Annotated in this window: 14 protein-coding genes; all 14 read left to right on the top strand. The window is 73.1% G+C overall.

The annotated features are described in order from the left end of the window. The first annotated feature begins 547 nt into the window (after positions 1-547). The 14 genes from KIH74_RS26670 (at position 548) to KIH74_RS26605 (ending at position 17,650) form a co-directional block, all read left to right on the top strand. Positions 548-3,325, top strand: a complete 2,778-nt coding sequence (locus KIH74_RS26670; protein ID WP_214159087.1) for a hypothetical protein — start codon at positions 548-550, stop codon at positions 3,323-3,325. Between the two features lie 106 nt (positions 3,326-3,431). Then, positions 3,432-3,662, top strand: a complete 231-nt coding sequence (locus KIH74_RS26665) for a hypothetical protein (protein ID WP_214159086.1) — start codon at positions 3,432-3,434, stop codon at positions 3,660-3,662. Next, entirely contained in the window at positions 3,659-4,720 is a 1,062-nt protein-coding gene (locus KIH74_RS26660) for an HAD-IIA family hydrolase (RefSeq protein ID WP_214159085.1), read from the top strand. Before KIH74_RS26665 ends, KIH74_RS26660 begins: the two co-directional genes overlap by 4 nt. A 579-nt stretch (positions 4,721-5,299) precedes the next feature. Further along, positions 5,300-5,437: a hypothetical protein gene (locus KIH74_RS26655; RefSeq protein WP_214159084.1), complete on the top strand. Its 138-nt coding sequence runs from the start codon at positions 5,300-5,302 to the stop codon at positions 5,435-5,437. Positions 5,438-5,440: 3 nt separating this feature from the next. Beyond that, positions 5,441-6,241 (top strand): TlyA family RNA methyltransferase, encoded by an 801-nt coding sequence (locus KIH74_RS26650; protein WP_214159083.1) that lies wholly within the window; start codon positions 5,441-5,443, stop codon positions 6,239-6,241. 52 nt (positions 6,242-6,293) lie between these two features. Continuing rightward, a complete protein-coding gene (locus KIH74_RS26645) occupies positions 6,294-7,370 on the top strand; it encodes an NAD kinase (RefSeq protein ID WP_214159082.1) in 1,077 nt (358 codons plus the stop codon). 10 nt (positions 7,371-7,380) lie between these two features. Further along, on the top strand, positions 7,381-9,168 hold the full coding sequence (recN, locus tag KIH74_RS26640; RefSeq protein WP_214159081.1) for a DNA repair protein RecN: 1,788 nt from the start codon (positions 7,381-7,383) through the stop codon (positions 9,166-9,168). Positions 9,169-9,306: 138 nt separating this feature from the next. Beyond that, complete coding sequence (gene steA / locus KIH74_RS26635; protein ID WP_246573181.1) at positions 9,307-10,545, top strand: putative cytokinetic ring protein SteA; 1,239 nt, start codon at positions 9,307-9,309, stop codon at positions 10,543-10,545. Next, complete coding sequence (locus KIH74_RS26630) at positions 10,542-11,564, top strand: copper transporter (RefSeq protein WP_214159079.1); 1,023 nt, start codon at positions 10,542-10,544, stop codon at positions 11,562-11,564. The genes steA and KIH74_RS26630 overlap by 4 nt, the downstream gene beginning before the upstream one ends. Continuing rightward, positions 11,561-12,424 carry a hypothetical protein gene (locus KIH74_RS26625; RefSeq protein WP_214159078.1) on the top strand — a complete coding sequence of 288 codons (864 nt, stop codon included), beginning with the start codon at positions 11,561-11,563 and terminating at the stop codon, positions 12,422-12,424. Before KIH74_RS26630 ends, KIH74_RS26625 begins: the two co-directional genes overlap by 4 nt. A gap of 12 nt (positions 12,425-12,436) precedes the next feature. Next, positions 12,437-14,071, top strand: a complete 1,635-nt coding sequence (gene murJ / locus KIH74_RS26620; protein ID WP_214159077.1) for a murein biosynthesis integral membrane protein MurJ — start codon at positions 12,437-12,439, stop codon at positions 14,069-14,071. Then, positions 14,068-15,192, top strand: a complete 1,125-nt coding sequence (locus KIH74_RS26615; RefSeq protein WP_214159076.1) for a glycosyltransferase family 4 protein — start codon at positions 14,068-14,070, stop codon at positions 15,190-15,192. Before murJ ends, KIH74_RS26615 begins: the two co-directional genes overlap by 4 nt. 113 nt (positions 15,193-15,305) lie before the next feature. After that, entirely contained in the window at positions 15,306-17,018 is a 1,713-nt protein-coding gene (gene pyrG, locus KIH74_RS26610) for a CTP synthase (protein WP_214159075.1), read from the top strand. Beyond that, on the top strand, positions 17,015-17,650 hold the full coding sequence (locus tag KIH74_RS26605) for an NUDIX domain-containing protein (RefSeq protein ID WP_214159074.1): 636 nt from the start codon (positions 17,015-17,017) through the stop codon (positions 17,648-17,650). The genes pyrG and KIH74_RS26605 overlap by 4 nt, the downstream gene beginning before the upstream one ends.

Below are 17,650 nucleotides of genomic sequence, written 5' to 3'. Positions count from 1 at the left end.
CTTCATAGATAGTGGTGGCGGCCGCTCCGATTCATGGCCGTGTTCACCCGTCGAATCTTCACCCGCGCCTCGCGCAGGGGTTAACGGAGATTCCGGGGCAACGGACACGGGCCTGGAGCTGGCCGCCATCACTGTTTTTCTGCCGCCGTTCGGGGCCCTTGGGGTGCGGACGGCCGGAGCAGTGCCAGGCTCGTGATGTACTGGTACGTCTTCTGAACAGTGGTGGCCGCCGGTGCACGGTGGAGCAGGGCGCCCGAGAGCCGTGGCGCGCCCGCCTGGGCCCAGTAGCTTCCGCGTGCGATGACGACGTTCTGAGCAGAACACGAGCACGACGAACGAAGCACCCCCGAGCAATCAGTAAGGAATGGGAGTCATGGCCGGCGAGCCCGACAGGCAGCGTCCCCGATCGAACGAGTCCGGGAAGGGCGGTCCCAGCAGAGGCACGTCCGGCTTCCGGGCCGGCCGGGATGGGCAGTCGCGCACGGGTGACCGTGGTCGCGCCCCGTCCCGTGGCGGCAACCAGCGATCCGGCGGCCATGTCGCCGGCATGCGTAACTCCCGCTCCTCCACGGAGGGCCGCGACAGCTGGTCGCGCGACGGAGAACGCAGTGGCGGCCAGAACCGTGAGGGCGGCTTCCGCTCCGGTGGCCGTGACAACAACTTCGGTGCCCGCGGCGGCTCCGGCGACCGAGGTGGCTTCCGCCCCGGTGGCCGTGACGGTGCCCGTGGCGACCGTAACGACCGTGGCTTCAGCAATGACCGTGGTGACCGGGGCGGTCTCCGTTCCGGTGGTCCGGGTGGCGATCGTCAGGGCGGGTTCCGCTCGGGTGGCCAGGGCGGCGACCGCGGTGGCTTCCGTTCCGGCGGCCGTGACGGTGCCCGTGGCGACCGTGGCTTCAGCAACGACCGTGGTGACCGGGGCGGTTTCCGTTCCGGTGGTCCGGGCGGCGATCGTCAGGGCGGGTTCCGCTCGGGTGGCCAGGGCGGCGACCGCGGCGGCTTCCGTTCCGGTGGCCAGGGCGGCGACCGTCAGGGCGGGTTCCGCCCGGGTGGCGACCGGGGTCGTGACCATCGTTCCAGCGGCTCCGGTGACCGGGGTGGCAACGACCGTGGCGGGTTCCGGTCGGGTGCTCAGGACCGCGAGGGCGGCTTCCGCGGCGGTGACCGTGGTGGCGCCGGCGGCCGCGACGGTTCGCGCGGAGGCTTCGGCCAGGATCGCGGCGACCGTGGCGGTTTCCGTTCCAACGACCGCGACAACCGTTCGGGTGGCTTCGGCGGCCGCGGCGGCGACCAGGGCGGCAACCGTTCCGGCGGTCCGTCCAGTGACCGTGGTGGGTTCCGTTCCGGTGGCCAGAGTGGTGACCGTGGCGGCTTCCGCTCGGGTCCGGGCGGAGACCGTGGTGGCCGTGATTCCGGTGGCTTCCGGGGGGATCGTGGCGACCGTCCCGGTTTCCGTTCGGGTGGTCCGGGTGGGGACCGTCAGGGTGGGTTCCGTTCGGGTGGGCCGGGTCGTGAGGGTGGTTTCCGCGACGGTGAGCGGGGCGGTTTCCGTTCCGGTGGCCAGGGCGGCGACCGTGGCGGTTTCCGTTCGGGTGGTCCGGGTGGGGACCGTCAGGGTGGGTTCCGTTCGGGTGGGCCGGGTCGTGAGGGTGGTTTCCGCGACGGTGAGCGGGGCGGTTTCCGTTCCGGTGGCCAGAGTGGCGATCGTGGCGGCTTCCGTTCCGGCCCGGCGGGCGACCGCAAGGACCGTGGCTTCGGCGGCGACCGTGGTGAGCGGGGCGGCTTCCGTTCCGGCGGCCCGGGTGGCGACCGGGGTCGCGACAACCGTTCCGGTGGCTTCGGCGACCGGGGTGGCAACGACCGCGGCGGGTTCCGGCCTGGTGGTCCGGCGCGCGACGGTGGCTTCCGCGGCGGCGACCGGGACAACCGGGGCGGCTTCAGCGGTCAGCGCCGTGGCTGGGGCGACGACAAGCCCCGCAACGACGAGGCCAGGTCCGGCGGGCAAGGCGCCGGCTCCACGGAGGCTCGTGGCGAGCGCACGTTCGACCGGGACCGTGGCGACCGGCCCGGCTTCGGCGGCAACCGTGGTGAGCGGGGCGGTTTCGGCGGCAACCGGGACGACCGTGGCGCGGATCGAGGTGACCGTGGTTTCAGCGGCGGCCGGGGTGACCGCAACGAGCGGGGCGGCTTCGGCAACGACCGTGGTGGCGCCCGGCAGAGCTGGGGCGGACGTGACGCGCGGGAGCGGACCGAGCGTCGTCCGGCGGCGCCGACCCGTTCGCAGCGCTCGGGCGACGGGCGCGAGCTGCGGCAGATGCCGGTGCGCAAGCCGGCCGGCCGTGACCCGGAGATCCCCGAGGGCATCAGCGCCGGCCAGCTGGACAAGACGATCCGCACCGAGCTCTCCGGCCTGAGCCGGGAGGTCGCCGTGCAGACCGGCGCGCACCTGGCCGCGGCCAACTACTTCATCGAGTCTGACCCCGAACGGGCCTGGGAGCACGCCGTCGCCGCGCGCAAGCGCGGCTCGCGTCTCGGCGTGGTGCGGGAGACGGCCGGTCTGGCCGCCTACCGCACGGGCCGCTACAACGACGCCCTCGCCGAGCTGCGCACGCACCGCCGGATCACCGGCTCGAACGAGCACCTTCCGGTGATGGCGGACTGCGAGCGTGGGCTGGAGCGTCCGGAGCGTGCGATCGAGCTGGCCCACAGCCCCGAGGCGAAGACGCTGAGCACGGATGCCCGGATCGAGCTGAAGATCGTCGAGTCCGGGGCCCGGGCCGACATGGGTGAGTTCGACGCCGCGGTGGTCGTGCTCCAGGTGCCCGAGCTGGAGAGCAGCCGTCGCTCGCCGAGCCTGGCCCGTCTGCGCTTCGCCTACGCCCAGGCGCTCAAGCAGGCCAAGCGTCATCAGGAGGCCGACTCCTGGCGTAGCCGCGCCATCGCCGAGGACCCGGACGGCGCCGCCGGCGTCAACGACCTGGACGACGAGGACCTCGAGGTCATCGACCTGGAGCTGCTCGACGACGAGGACGACGAGGCCGGGGACGACGACGAGGCCGGCGACGAGACGGGTGTGACGGCCGACGCGGCCGACGCCACGGACGAGGACGACGACGAGCGGGACGGGGCGGACGCCGTCCACCCGCAGGACGACGCCGACCAGGACGACGACGAGGACCTGGACGACGACGTGGACGACGACCTCGACGACGAGGACGACGCTGACGACGAGCAGGACGGCCCGGAGGCCAAGAGCTCGCCCCTCGAGATGCGCTTCGACGACGGCGGGCACGAGGATGCGAGCAGGAGCGCCGACCGGGACTAGCGTTCCGCGTCCGTGAACCGGACGTGGCCCGCCGGTGCCGGGGCCGGGTGACAGGACGTCACCCGGCCGCATCCGCCGCCGGCGCGGCCACGGACGGAGGACGGTCATGGCTGACCCCAGAATTCCCGCCGGCGCCTACCAGGGCGACGGCGACGAGCTCGAACTGCTCGACGGGGTGGACCCGGAGCCGGTGTTCGAGCCGGCGCTGATCGACACCGACGACGAGTCGATGGCCCTGGCCGTCGACCCGCCGCAGACCGGGGACGGACCCGAGCCGGCCGAGGTGGAGGTCGAGGACACCCTGATGGCGGGGGACGGCTACGGTGACGTCCTGTGAGTTCTTCCTCCACGCTGATCGGGCTGGACCGCGCACCGGCCGAAGAGTTCGACACCGTCCTGCTCGACCTGGACGGGGTGGTCTACATCGGGCCGAAGGCCGTTCCCGGCGCGCCCGAGGCGCTCGACCGGGTGCGCGCGGCCGGTGTCCGCACCGCCTTCGTCACCAACAACGCCTCCCGCCCGCCCCGCGTGGTGGCCGGGCACCTGCGTGAGCTCGGCGTGCACGCCGAGGACGACGACGTGGTGAACTCGGCGCAGGCCGCGTCCGCCCTGTTCGCCAAGCGCCTGCCCGCCGGTTCCCAGGTGCTGGTGGTCGGGGGCCTCGGGCTGTACGAGGCGCTGGAGGAGGCCGGGCTGAAGCCGGTCGGCTCGATGGATGACGACGAACCGGTCGCCGTCGTGCAGGGTTTCACCCCCGACGTGAACTGGCAGCTGCTGGTCGAGGGCACCCGTGCGGTGCGCGCCGGGCTGCCCTGGATCGCCACCAACATGGACGCTACCGTGCCCACCCCCTACGGCCCGGCGCCCGGCAACGGCACGATGGTGCAGGCCGTGATCACCGCCACCGGGGTGCAGCCGGAGGTGGCCGGCAAACCGCAGCCCACGCTGTTCACCGAGGCCGCCGCCCGCTACGGCAGCAAGGCCCCGATGGTGGTCGGCGACCGGCTCGACACCGACCTGGAAGGCGCCCGCGCGGCGGACCTGCCCGGGATGATCGTGCTCACCGGCGTGCACCGGGTGAAGGACCTGGTGGCCGCGACTCCCGCGGTGCGGCCGCACCTGATCGCCCGTGACCTGTCGGGTCTGCTCGAACCGCATCACGGCCCGTCGGTGGAGAACGGCGTCGTGACGGTCGGTTCCGCCCGCGCCCGCGTCGAGAACGGCGCCGTGGTCGTGCTCGACGCCGGTCAGGACGCACTCGACCTGGCCCGGGCCGGGGTGGTCGCGGCCTGGGAACACCAGGACGCGGCGGAGAGGGCCGGCGACCCGGTCGACGCCCAGGCTCTGCTGAAGGCGCTCTACGCGGTGGAGGGTGACGGGCCCTGGGGCCGGTAGCGTGGCGTCCAGCATGACTTTTCACCGCAGCGCGACCACCCCGGAGGCCACACCGTGACGAGCGATCAACCGCCCGTCCGTCCCGGCCTGTCCGGTGCGTCCGGCGCCACTCCGCTGTCCGTCCGTCCGCCGTCGCCGTGGGCGGCCCGTCCCGAGGAGATGCTCGAGGACGACGCCGCGGCCGTCAGCCGCCCACCGTCGTCCACCGGTTCGCCTGGTTCGGTGATAACAGGCCGGGACGCGAGAGCGTGGAACGCGGGCGGCAGGGGCGACGCAGAGCGGCAGCCGGTTGGCGCGGAAGGCGTGGATCGAGAGCCGGTTGACGCGGGAGACGCGGATCGGGAGCTGGTTGACGCGGAAGGCGCGGATCGGGAGCTGATTGGCGCGGAAGGCGCGGATCGGGAGCCGGTTGACGCGGGAGACGCCGAGCGGCAGCCGGTTGACTTGGGAGACCCAGGGCAACAGCCGGGCGGTGCGTGGGTTTCGGACGGGCAGCCGGGGGTTTCGGACGCCGGGGCGCCGGAGCGCGGCGAGGGAGGTGTGGGGGTTTCGTCGTCCACTGTTGTGCCGAAGCCCCCGGTGACCGGCGACCACGCCGTGGACGAGGCGATGGAGCTGGTGGCGGACACCTTCGGGGCGGGGCTGGACCTCCAGCTCCAGGCGTACGAATCCGCGCACCGCACCTTGCAGGACCGGCTCGCGGACGTCGAGGGCTGAGCGATGGCACGTCTACGACGGCTCGACGCCGAACTGGTGCGCCGCAAGCTGGCCCGCTCCCGCGAGGCGGCGGCCCAGCTGGTGCACGACGGGCGGGTGACCGTGGCGGGCACGATCGCCGCCAAACCCGCCACGCAGGTGGATCCGGCGGTCGCGATCCTGGTCAAGGTGGACGACTCGGACCCGGGCTACGCCAGCCGGGGCGGGCACAAACTGGCCGGTGCGCTGGATCATTTCGAGGAACTGGTGGTGGAGGGGCGGCGTTGTCTGGACGCCGGGGCGAGCACCGGCGGGTTCACCGACGTGCTGCTGCGCCGTGGCGCCGGGCACGTGGTGGCGGTGGACGTCGGCTACGGGCAGCTGGTCTGGAGCCTGCAACAGGATCCGCGGGTGACTGTGCTGGACCGGACCAACGTGCGCGAGTTGCTGCCGGAACAGGTGGCGCCGGCGCCGTCGCTGGTGGTGGGCGATCTGTCGTTCATCTCGCTGCGGCTGGTGCTGCCCGCGCTGGTCGGCTGCACGGCCCCGGACGCCGACCTGCTGCTGATGGTGAAACCGCAGTTCGAGGTGGGGCGGGAGCGGCTGGGTTCGGGCGGGGTGGTGCGGGATCCGGCGGTGCGGGCCGACGCGGTGCGCACGGTGGCCGACGCCGCGTTCGGGCTGGGGCGGGGCGTGCGGGGAGTGGTGGCCAGTCCGTTGCCCGGGCCGAGCGGCAACGTCGAGTACTTCCTCTGGCTGAGTGCCGGGGCCCCCGCCTTGGCACCGGCCGATCTGGACCGGGCGATCGCGGAAGGCCCGGCCTGACCGCGGTGTTGCGGCAGAGCGTCCGACCTGATGACCCTGACTGAGGAGCTTCATGAGCACACCCGATCGCCGGGTGCTCGTCCTGGCCCACACCGGCCGGGAAACCGCCGTCCTGGCCGCCGAGGAGCTCGTGCACCTGCTCGTCGCGGCCGGGATCAAGCCGATCGTCATGCCCAGTGACGCCGAGGGCCTGACCGAGAAGACCACCGAGCTGCTGCACCCGGCCGGGTCGGCGAACCCGATCGAGGCGATCGAGCTGGTGATCGTGCTCGGTGGTGACGGCACCATCCTGCGCAGCGCCGAGCTGGTGCGCGGTCACTCGGTGCCGCTGCTCGGGGTGAACCTCGGGCACGTCGGGTTCCTGGCCGAGGCCGAGCGCGACGACCTGGCCTACACGGTGCAGCGGGTCGCGGCCCGCGACTACCAGGTGGAGGAGCGGATGACGCTCGACGTCTCGGTGCACGTGGACGGCGAGCGGGTCATGGAGACCTGGGCGCTGAACGAGGCCTCGGTGGAGAAGGCCGACCGGGAACGCATGATCGAGCTGGTGATCGAGGTGGACGGCCGCCCGGTGACCGAGTTCGGCTGCGACGGTGTGGTGATGGCCACGCCGACCGGGTCGACCGCGTACTCCTTCTCGGCCGGTGGCCCGATCGTGTGGCCCGAGGTGGAGGCCCTGCTGCTGACGCCGTTGAGCGCGCACGCCCTGTTCTCCCGGCCGATGGTGGTGGCGCCGACCTCGGTGCCCGCCGTCGAGCTGGTGCCGGACGCGCCGGGCCGGGCGATGCTGTGGTGCGACGGGCGGCGCAGCATGGACCTGCCGCCCGGGGCCCGCGTGGAGGTGCGCCGCTCGGCGGTGCCGGTGCGGCTGGCCCGGCTGGCCCGGGCGCCGTTCACCGACCGGCTGGTGGCCAAGTTCGGGCTGCCGGTGCACGGCTGGCGGGGCCGCGCCCTGCGCGGCGCGGAGGCGCCGGTCAGCGGTTGGGGCGGGCAGGCCCGGGGTGATTCGGCCGGGGCTGCCGGGCCGGGTCCGGAATGTCCTTCGAACACCGTTTCGAACGGCGGATCCGGGAAGAACCCGGACGGATCCGGGCCGTCGGCCTCACCGGCCGCCGAAAAACTGCCCTAGAGTCATCGACGTGCTTCAGGAGATGCACCTGCGCGGTCTCGGCGTGATCGACGACGCGGTGCTGGAATTCGGACCCGGCCTGACCGTCGTCACGGGCGAGACAGGCGCCGGTAAGACGATGGTCGTGACCGGTCTCGGCCTGCTCATGGGCGGTCGGGCAGACGCCGGGTCGGTGCGCGAGGGATACCAGAGCGCCCTGGTCGAGGGGCGTCTCGTCCTCGACCCCCGGAACGCCGCGGTGGCCAAGGCGGTGGAGGCGGGCGCGGAGCTGGACGACGGCGACACGCTCGTCATCGCCCGCACGGTGTCGGCCGAGGGCCGTTCCCGGGCCCACGTCGGCGGTCGCGGTGTGCCCAACGGGCTGCTCGGCGAGATGTCGGGCGACCTGGTGGCGGTGCACGGGCAGAGCGACCAGATCCGGTTGCAGTCCACGGTGAAGCAGCGCGAGTCGCTCGACCGGTTCGGCGGCGCCGCGGTGGCCAGGGCCCTGGCGGCCTACCGCAAGACCTACGCCGAGCTGCGCACGGTGGAGAAGAAGCACCGGGAGATCACCCAGCAGTTCGCCGAGCGGGTGGCCGAGGCCGAGCGGCTGCGGGCCGGGCTGACCGAGATCGAGAAGGTCGCGCCGCAGCCGGGCGAGGACCACGAGCTGAAGGCTGAGTCACAGCGGCTGGCCCACGCCGAGGGACTCCAGCAGGCGGCGGCCACGGCCAATCAGGCGCTGTCCGGCGAGTCCGAGGGCTTCGCCGTGGCGTCGCTGATGAACCAGGTGCGGCGCGCGCTCGAGGGCGGGGCCCCGAACGACCCGGCGCTGGGCGACCTGGCCCGGCGCGCCGCGGAGATCGGTTACCTGGTGGACGACCTGGCCACCGAGTGCGCCTCGTACGCCGCCGGGGTGGAGGCCGACCCGGTGCGGCTGGCCGCGGTGGAGGACCGCCGGGCCACGCTCAGCCATCTGGTGCGCGGCTACGGCGACGACGTGGACGCCACCCTGGCCTGGGCCCAGCAGGCGTCGGTGCGCCTGCTGGAGCTGGACAACGACGAGCAGTCGGTGGACGAGCTGGCCGGCCGGGTGAACGAGCTGCGCACCGCGCTGGCCCGGCAGGCGGCGGCGCTGACCAAGGCCCGGCGCACAGCGGCGGCCAAGCTGGCCAAGGCGGTCACCGGCGAGCTCCAGGAACTGTCCATGGTCGGCTCCCGGCTGTTCGTCGAGGTGAACCACAAGCCCGACGACGACGGCCTGCTGCTGGAGCCCGAGACCACGATCGACCTGACCGCTACGGAGGAACGGCCTGCGGCTCCCGCGCCGGGCCCGGTGGCGTTCGGCCCGGACGGTGCCGACGAGATCGAGATGCTCCTCGCACCGCACCCTGGCGCGTCGCCCCGGCCGCTCGGCAAGGGCGCCTCGGGCGGTGAGCTGTCCCGGGTGATGCTGGGTCTGGAGGTCGTGCTCGGCGCGGTCGACCCGGTGCCCACGTTCGTTTTCGACGAGGTCGACTCGGGCGTCGGCGGTAAGGCGGCGCTCGGCATCGGCCGGCGGCTGGCCCGGCTCGCGCGCAACAGCCAGGTGCTGGTGGTGACCCACCTGCCGCAGGTCGCGGCGTTCGCCGACCAGCATCTTCTGGTGCGCAAGGCGCACAGCGGCGAGGTGACCAGCAGCGGGGTGCACACCCTCGACACGGAGAGCCGGATCCGTGAGCTTGCTCGCATGCTCGGCGGTCTGGAGGACTCGGGATCGGCCCAGGCGCATGCGGAGGAACTGCTCCAGATGGCCGAGGCGGACCGGCAGCTGGTCTGAGGTTTCCGGGGGTGGCGTTCGGGTGAGGTTGCTCGCCGAATCAGATTCGGAGCCGGGTGATCGCGTCCGAATCGTTGTCATCCGATCCCATCCACGGCCAAAGCACTCGGCCGGACATGGCACGATCGACGCGTGAAGTTGCCGTCCCTGCCCAGAGGCCGTCGTCCGGAACCGGTGGAGGGCCCGGGCGTCCACGGCATCGCGCGGGTCGACCGGCGCACGAAAGACCTGACCAAGCGGCTGAACCCGGGTGACATCGCGGTCATCGACCACTCCGACATCGACCGGGTGGCCGCCGACGCGCTGGTCGCCGCGAAGCCGGCGGCGGTGGTCAACGCCGCGCCCAGCATCTCCGGCCGCTACCCGAACCTGGGCCCGCAGATCCTGCTCGCCGCGGGCGTCCCGCTGATCGACGGGGTGGGCGAGGCGGTGATGACCAACCTGGCCGAGGGCACCGCGATCCGGATCGACGGCAACGAGATCTGGGCCGGTGACCAGGTGGTGGCGCGCGGCATCAAGCAGGACGCCGCCACCGTGTCGGTGGCGATGGACGACGCCCGCGCCGGGCTCAACGTGCAGCTCGAGGCGTTCGCCGCGAACACCATGGAGTACCTGAAGAAGGAGCGCGACCTGCTCCTCGACGGGGTCGGTGTGCCGGACGTGAAGCTCTCGTTCGAGGGCCGGCAGGTGCTGATCGTCGTGCGTGGCTACCACTACAAGGAAGACCTGGCCACGCTCCGGCCCTACATCCGGGAGTACCGGCCGATCCTGGTCGGCGTGGACGGCGGTGCCGACGCCATCATCGACGCCGGCTGGACCCCGGACATGATCGTCGGAGACATGGACTCGGTCTCCGACAAGGCCCTGACCTGCGGCGCCGAGATCGTCGTGCACGCCTATCGGGACGGCAACGCGCCCGGCCTGGTGCGGGTGCGCGAGCTCGGCGTCGACCCGGTGGTGTTCCCGGCCACCGGTACCAGCGAGGACGTCGCGATGCTGCTGGCCGACGACAAGGGCGCCTCGCTCATCGTCGCCGTCGGCACGCACGCCACGCTGGTGGAGTTCCTCGACAAGGGCCGGGCCGGCATGGCCAGCACCTTCCTGACCCGGCTGCGGGTGGGCAGCAAGCTGGTCGACGCCAAGGGCGTCTCCCGGCTCTACCGGCAGCGCATCAGCAACTGGCAGCTGGCCGTCCTGGCGGTCGCCGGGCTGGTCGCACTGGGCGTCGCCCTCGCCTCGACCGAGGGCGGGCAGACGTTCTACTCGCTGATCGGGGCGCGCTGGGACGACCTCACCTCCTGGGTGGGCAGCTGGTTCACCGACCCGCCCCCCGAAGCACTGACGACGTACGACTGGCGGGGATTCCTCAGCACATGATCGACTTCAGGTACCACCTCGTTTCGCTGATCTCGGTGTTCCTGGCCCTGGCGGTCGGCATCGTGCTCGGCGCCGGGCCGTTGCAGGACTCGATCGGCTCGACCCTGACCGACCAGGTGAACGCGCTGCGCTCGGAGAAGGACGACCTGCGCCAGCAGCTGGCCACCTCGACCGAGGCCGTCACCCACCGCGACGAGTTCACCCAGGCCACCACCTCGGCCCTGGTCGCCAACGCGCTGACCGGCCGCTCCGTGGTCGTCGTCACCCTGCCCGGGGTGGAGGACGACGTGGTCGAGCCGCTGACCGACGCCGTGACCAGCGCCGGGGGCAGCGTCACCGGCCGGATCGGGGTCACCGACGACTGGACCGCCGCCGACCGCGAGTCCGACCGCACCGGCCTGCTGACCAGCCTGACCGGCGACCTGCCCAGCGGCTACGTGCCCACCGACGGCACCAGCGAGGAGCGGCTGGCCCAGGTGCTGGCCACGTCCGTGGTGTCGTCGGCCGACACCACACCCACCGGCACGGCCGCCGCCGACGCCGCCACCGCGCTGAACGGCCTGACCACGGCCGGGCTGATCGAGGTGGACGGCGACCTGAACGGCCTGGCCTCGGGCGCCCTGGTGCTGGTGCCGGCCAACCCGGAGGCGATCGACTCGGCCGCCGCCACCGCCTCGGTCACCGAGGAGGACGGCTCGGCCTACGTGGCGCTGGCCTCCGCACTCGACTCGACCAGCGGGGGCAGCGTGGCCACCGGCCCGGCCTCCGCGGCCGCGAGCGGTGGCGTGCTCACCGCGATCCGGGACGACGACACGGTCGGCGCCGACGTCTCCACCGTCGACACCGGCTCCACCGCGATGGGCGTGGTCACCGCCGTGCTGGCGCTCCAGGAGCAGCTGTCCGGCGGGTCCGGGGCGTACGGCTTCGGCGAGGGCGTGGACGCGGTTCTGCCCACCATCACCCCGGCCCCCGCGGCCACCTCCGAGGAGAGCGACTCCGGCAAGAAGGGTGACAAGTGATCCGAAGGCTGCTCGTCTCCACCGCTCTGGCCGGTGCCGGAGCTCTGGCCGCCCGCGGTGCCTGGACAGCACTGCGCGCCAACCCGCCGGGCGGGTCGAAGCTCTGGGAACGGGTCAACCACCGCGGTGAGACCCTGACCCTGCTGGAGGGCCCGGCCTACACGCTGGGCGCGGCCACGGCCACCGTGCTCGCGCCGGGTGTGCCGGCCCGGGTGAAGGCCGCCGCGGTGGTGGCCACGGTCGGCGGCGGCACCTTCGGCGCGATCGACGACCTGCGCGAGACCGGCAAGAGCAAGGGCCTGCGTGGGCACCTGGGCGAGCTGGCGCGCGGGCACGTCACCACCGGCGGGCTGAAGGTTCTCGGCATCGGCGCGACCGGCCTGGTCGCCGCCCTGCTCGTGCCCTCACATCGCGACCGGGCCGATTCCGGCGTCGTGGTGCGGCTGCTCGGCGGGGCCGCGGACACGCTGGTGTCGGGTGCGGTGGTGGCCGGCTCGGCCAACCTGATGAACCTGTTCGACCTGCGCCCGGGCCGTGCGATCAAGGTCATGCTGCTGTTCGCGCCCGCCGCCTCCGGCGCCGCGGGGGGCCGGCTGGTCGCGATCGCCTGCGGGGCCGGGGCCGGGTTGCTGCCGGTCGACCTGGCCGAGAAGGCCATGCTCGGCGACACCGGCGCGAACGCCGCCGGGGCCCTGCTCGGCACCGCGGCCGTCACCGGCCTGGGCCGCGGGGGCCAGCTGGCCGTGCTCGCCGTGGTCGGCGGGCTGACCCTGGCCAGCGAGAAGGTCAGCTTCACCAAGGTGATCGCGCGCACGCCGGTGCTGCGCGAGCTCGACATGCTGGGCCGTCGCCCCGCCTGACAAGTTTGGTTTGTGGACGACGTGACGACCGCGCCCAGCTCAACGCCGTCCTCTGTCGGTCGGGGTCTGCTCGCCTCGGCCGCCCTGATCGCCGCCGTGACGGCGGTGTCGCGGGTGGTCGGGTTCGGCCGGTGGCTGGGATTCGCGGCCGACGTCGGCTACCACTGCGTGGGCACGGCGTACTCCTCGGCCAACACCCTGCCCAACGTGCTCTACGAGGTGGTGGCCGGGGGGGCGCTGGCCAGTGCCGTGGTGCCGCTGCTGGCCGGGCCGCTGGCGCGGGCCGACCGCGAGCAGGTCGACCGGATCGTGTCGGCGCTGATCGGCTGGGTGCTGGTGGTGCTGGTGCCGGTCTCGGCGCTGCTCGCGGTGCTGGCCGTGCCGTTGTCGAAGGTGCTGGTCGACGACGATCCGCGCTGCGCCGGCCAGCAGGGCCTGGCCGCCCGGATGATCATGGTGTTCGCCCCGCAGATCGCCCTGTACGGCATCGGCGTGGTGCTGACCGGCACACTCAACGCCCACCGCCGGTTCTTCTGGCCCGCCTTCGTGCCGTTGCTGTCCAGCGTGGTGGTGATCGGCGCCTATCTGGTCTACGGCTCGGTCAGCACGACCGACGTGCCGGCCCGGTTGCCCGGCACCGCCGAGGCCTGGCTGACCTGGGGCACCACCGCCGGGGTGGCGGTGATGACGCTGCCGTTGCTGTGGCCCGCCCGGCAGGCCGGGGTGCGGATCCGGCCCACCCTGACCTTCCCGCCGGGGGTGGCCCGGCGCGGTCTGGCCCTGGCCGCCGCGGGCATCTCCGCGTTGCTGGCCCAGCAGCTGTCGCTGATGGTCGCGCTGCTTCTGGCCAACCACCGGCAGACCGGCGCCTACCCGGTGTTCCAGTCCGCCCAGGCGGTGTACCTGCTGCCCTACGCGGTGCTCGCGGTGCCGCTGGCCACCAGCGCGTTCCCCCGGCTGGCCGAGCGGGCCCAGCAGGGGGACGACGAGGGGTTCGCCGCGACCGCCGCCGCCAGCACCCGCGTCGTGGTGCTGGTCTCGTTGTTCGGGGCGGCCGTGCTGGCGGCGGCCGCGCAGCCGCTGGGGGAGTTCTTCACCGCCATCTCCACCGACGACAGCGGCGGCGCGGCGCTGGCGGAGATGGGCAACGCACTCACCGTGATGGCGCCCGGGCTGGTCGGTTTCGCGTTGATCGCGCACGTCGGCCGCGCGCTGTACGCCCGGGAGCGCGGCCGGGCCGCGGCCGTGGCCACCGCGCTGGGCTGGGCCGCGGTGATCGCCGGGTCGGCCGCGGGTGTCTTCCTGGTTCCCGTCGTCACCGGGCTGGCCTGGGGCAACACCATCGGTATGAGCGTGGCCGGGGCGCTGCTGCTGCTGGCCCTGCGGCGCGAGGCCGGGGCCGCCGCGGTGGCCGGGCTGGGGCGCCTGCTGGTGCTGGCCGGGGCGGCTGCGGTGGTGGCCGGGCTGGCCGGGCGTGAGGTGGCCCTGCTGACCCTGGGCGACGGCGTCGCCGTGGTGCGGGCGCTGGCAGGCGGTGCGGCCGGGGCGATGGTCGCGGCCGTGCTGTTCGCGGCGCTGCTCGCGGTGCTCGACCGGAAGAATCTCGGCATGCTGGTCGGACGGATCACCCGGAGGACGAAACCATGAGTGCGGACCGTGTACTGCTCGTCGCCGGGCCGGCCACCGGCGGTGTCGCCGGGCATGTCGCCGGGCTGGCCTCCGGGCTGGGGGAACTCGGCTGGGACGTGTCGGTGTTCACCAGCCCGCTCACCGCGACCCGCCTGGGAGACCCGAAAGGCCCGGCGGGTTCGGCAGGTTCGATGGTGGACGTCGTCCCGGAGTGGCCCACCGGGCGCCACCACCTGAGGTCGTCGCTGCTGAGACTGCGCCGGATGATCGCCGGGGCCACGGTGGTGCACGCGCACGGGCACCAGGCCGGCCTGCTCACGGTGCTGGCCGCGGCCACCCTGCGGCGCCGTCCGCCGCTGGTCGTCACCTGGCACAACGCGGTGCTCGGCACCGGCCCGAAGCGCCGGGCGCTGGCCCTGGCCGAGCAGCTCCAGGCCCGGCGGGCGGACCTGCTCACCGGGGCGTCCTCGGACCTCGTCGCGCGGGCCCGCGAACTGGGGGCGCGGGATCCGCAGCTGACCGTCGTATCGGCGGAGACGCCGGTCGCGGGCTCCTCGTCGTCCACCGTTGACCTCGACGCCGAACTCGGCCCGCGGCGCGGCCCCCTGGTGCTGACGGTGAGCCGGATCGCACCGCAGAAGCGCCTGGACGTGCTGGTGGACGCCGCCGCGCTGCTGTCGGCCGATGTGCTCGGCGTGCGCTGGGCGGTGGCCGGTGACGGCGACCTGGACCTGCTCGGCGAACTGGAGCGGCGGCGCAACCGGGCGAACGCCCCGGTGACCTTCCTGGGACGCCGCGAGGACGTGCCCGCGCTGCTGGCCCGGGCCGACGTGTTCGCGCTCGCCAGCGAGTGGGAGGCGCGTCCCCTGGCGGTGCAGGAGGCGATGGCGGCGGGGGTGCCGGTGGTCGCGACCGCGGTCGGCGGGGTGCCGGACCTGCTGGCGGACACCGGGGCGCTGGTCGAGCCGGGCTCCGCGCCGGCCCTGGCGGCCGCGGTGCGCGAGCTGCTCGACGACGCCGGCCGGGCCCGGGAACTGGCCGACCGGGCCCGGGCCCGGGTGGCCGGGCTGCCGTCGGAGGACGAGGTCACCCAGGGTTGGTCGGATCGTTACCGGCAGTTGATCCGGCTGGGCCAGTGATGTAGATCCCGCGCCCGGTAGGGGGACTTCTTCCTCACTTTCCGGGCGAACGGGACGGGTGGTGCGACGGTCGGGTCGAGAGCCTGATAACTTGAAATCCCGTGGCTCAGCGGATGACAGAACCTACCAAGCAGATCTTCGTCACGGGTGGCGTCGCCTCCTCACTCGGTAAGGGACTCTCGGCGTCCAGCCTCGGTCACCTTCTCCGGGCGCGCGGTCTGCGCGTTGCGATGCAGAAACTCGACCCGTACCTGAACGTCGACCCCGGCACGATGAACCCGTTCCAGCACGGCGAGGTCTTCGTGACCGACGACGGCGCCGAGACCGACCTCGACATCGGGCACTACGAGCGCTTTCTCGACGTCAACTTCAACCAGTCGGCCAACGTCACCACCGGCCAGGTCTACTCGGCCGTGATCGCCAAGGAACGGCGCGGCGAGTACCTCGGTGACACCGTGCAGGTGATCCCGCACATCACCGACGAGATCAAGGCCCGGATGCGGGCCCAGGCCGACGTGGCCGACGTGATCATCACCGAGATCGGCGGCACCGTGGGCGACATCGAGTCGCTGCCGTTCCTCGAGGCCGCCCGTCAGGTGCGCCGCGACGTGGGCCGGGAGAACGTGCTGTTCCTGCACGTCTCGCTGGTTCCCTACCTGGCGCCCAGCGGCGAGCTCAAGACCAAGCCGACCCAGCACTCGGTGGCGGCGCTGCGCAACATCGGCATCCAGCCGGACGCGCTGATCTGCCGGTCCGACCGGGACATCCCCGAGGACATGAAGCGCAAGCTGGCCCTCACCTGCGACGTCGACCAGGAGGCCGTGATCAACTGCGCCGACGCGCCGTCGATCTACGACATCCCGAAGGTGCTGCACTCGGAGGGCCTCGACGCGTTCGTCGTGCGCCGTCTGGGCCTGTCGTTCCGCGACGTCGAGTGGGACGACTGGAACGAGCTGCTGCGCCGCGTGCACCAGCCGCGCCACCACGTGGAGCTGGCACTGGTCGGCAAGTACATCGACCTGCCCGACGCCTACCTGTCGGTGACCGAGGCGCTGCGCGCCGGCGGTTTCGACCAGGACGCGAAGGTGAAGATCCGCTGGGTCGCCTCCGACACCTGCTCCACGCCCGAGGGCGCCTCGAAGGCGCTGCGCGGCGTCGACGCGATCTGCGTGCCGGGCGGTTTCGGGGTGCGTGGCATCGAGGGTAAGCTCGGCGCGCTGCGCTGGGCCCGCGAGAACCAGATCCCCACCCTGGGGCTGTGTCTCGGCCTCCAGTGCATGGTGATCGAGTACGCCCGCAACGTGGCCGGCCTGCCCGGTGCCAGCAGCACCGAGTTCGAGCCGGGCGCCGACTTCCCGGTGATCGCCACCATGGACGAGCAGAAGGACATCGTCTCCGGCGAGGGCGACATGGGCGGCACGATGCGGCTGGGTGCCTACCCGGCCGTGCTCGCCGAGGGCAGCATCGTGCGTGAGGTCTACGGCAGCGCGAAGGTGTCCGAGCGGCACCGGCACCGCTACGAGGTCAACAACCACTACCTCAAGCAGCTGGAGGACGCCGGCATCTCGTTCTCCGGGATGTCTCCCGACCGGTCGCTGGTCGAGTTCGTGGAGCTGCCGCGCGAGGTGCACCCGTACTACGTGGGCACCCAGGCGCACCCGGAGTTCAAGTCCCGCCCGGACAAGGCGCACCCGCTGTTCGCCGGGCTGATCGCCGCGGCCGTCGACCGGCAGCGGGCCGAGCGGCTCGTCGACGTGGAGACGCCCCGCCAGGAGGTCGCCCCCGAGCCGGAGCCCGTGGTCGACCAGGCCCCGGTGACGGCGTGACCGCACCCGACTTCGAGGACTTCCTCGCCCCCCGGCCGGTTCTCGCCCACGACCTGATCCACCACGGCAAGATCTGGGACATCGTGTCGGAGAAGGTCGACCTCGGCGAGGCCGGACAGGTCACCCGTGAGCTGATGGACCATCCGGGGGCGGTCACCGTGCTGGCCCTGGACGACCAGGAGCGGGTGCTGATGATCCGGCAGTACCGGCATCCGGTGCAGATGGAGCTGTGGGAGCTGCCGGCCGGCCTGCTCGACGTGCCGGGGGAGAACCCGGTGGCGGCCGCGCAGCGCGAGCTGCTCGAGGAGGCCGACCTGCGGGCGGCCGAATGGTCGCTGCTGGCCGAGTGGTTCAACTCGCCCGGCGGCAGCAACGAGGCGCTGCGCTGCTACCTGGCGCGGGGCGTGTCCGAGGTGCCGGAGGCCGAGCGCTACCAGCGGGGCGAGGAGGAACTGAACATGCCCACCCGCTGGGTCCCGCTCGACGAGGCCCGGGACGCGGTGCTGGCCGGGGCGATCCACAACCCCGGTGCGGTGATCGGCATCCTCGCCGCGGTGGCGGCGAAGGCGGCCGGCTGGTCCACGTTGCGGCCCGCCGACGCGCCCTGGCCGGCGCACCGGAACTACCGCTGA

The organism is Kineosporia corallincola, assembly GCF_018499875.1.
In the GTDB taxonomy this organism is placed as follows: domain Bacteria; phylum Actinomycetota; class Actinomycetes; order Actinomycetales; family Kineosporiaceae; genus Kineosporia; species Kineosporia corallincola.
The sequence above is the reverse complement of the archived record's forward strand: the minus strand, read 5'-3'. Positions and strand labels throughout refer to the sequence as shown.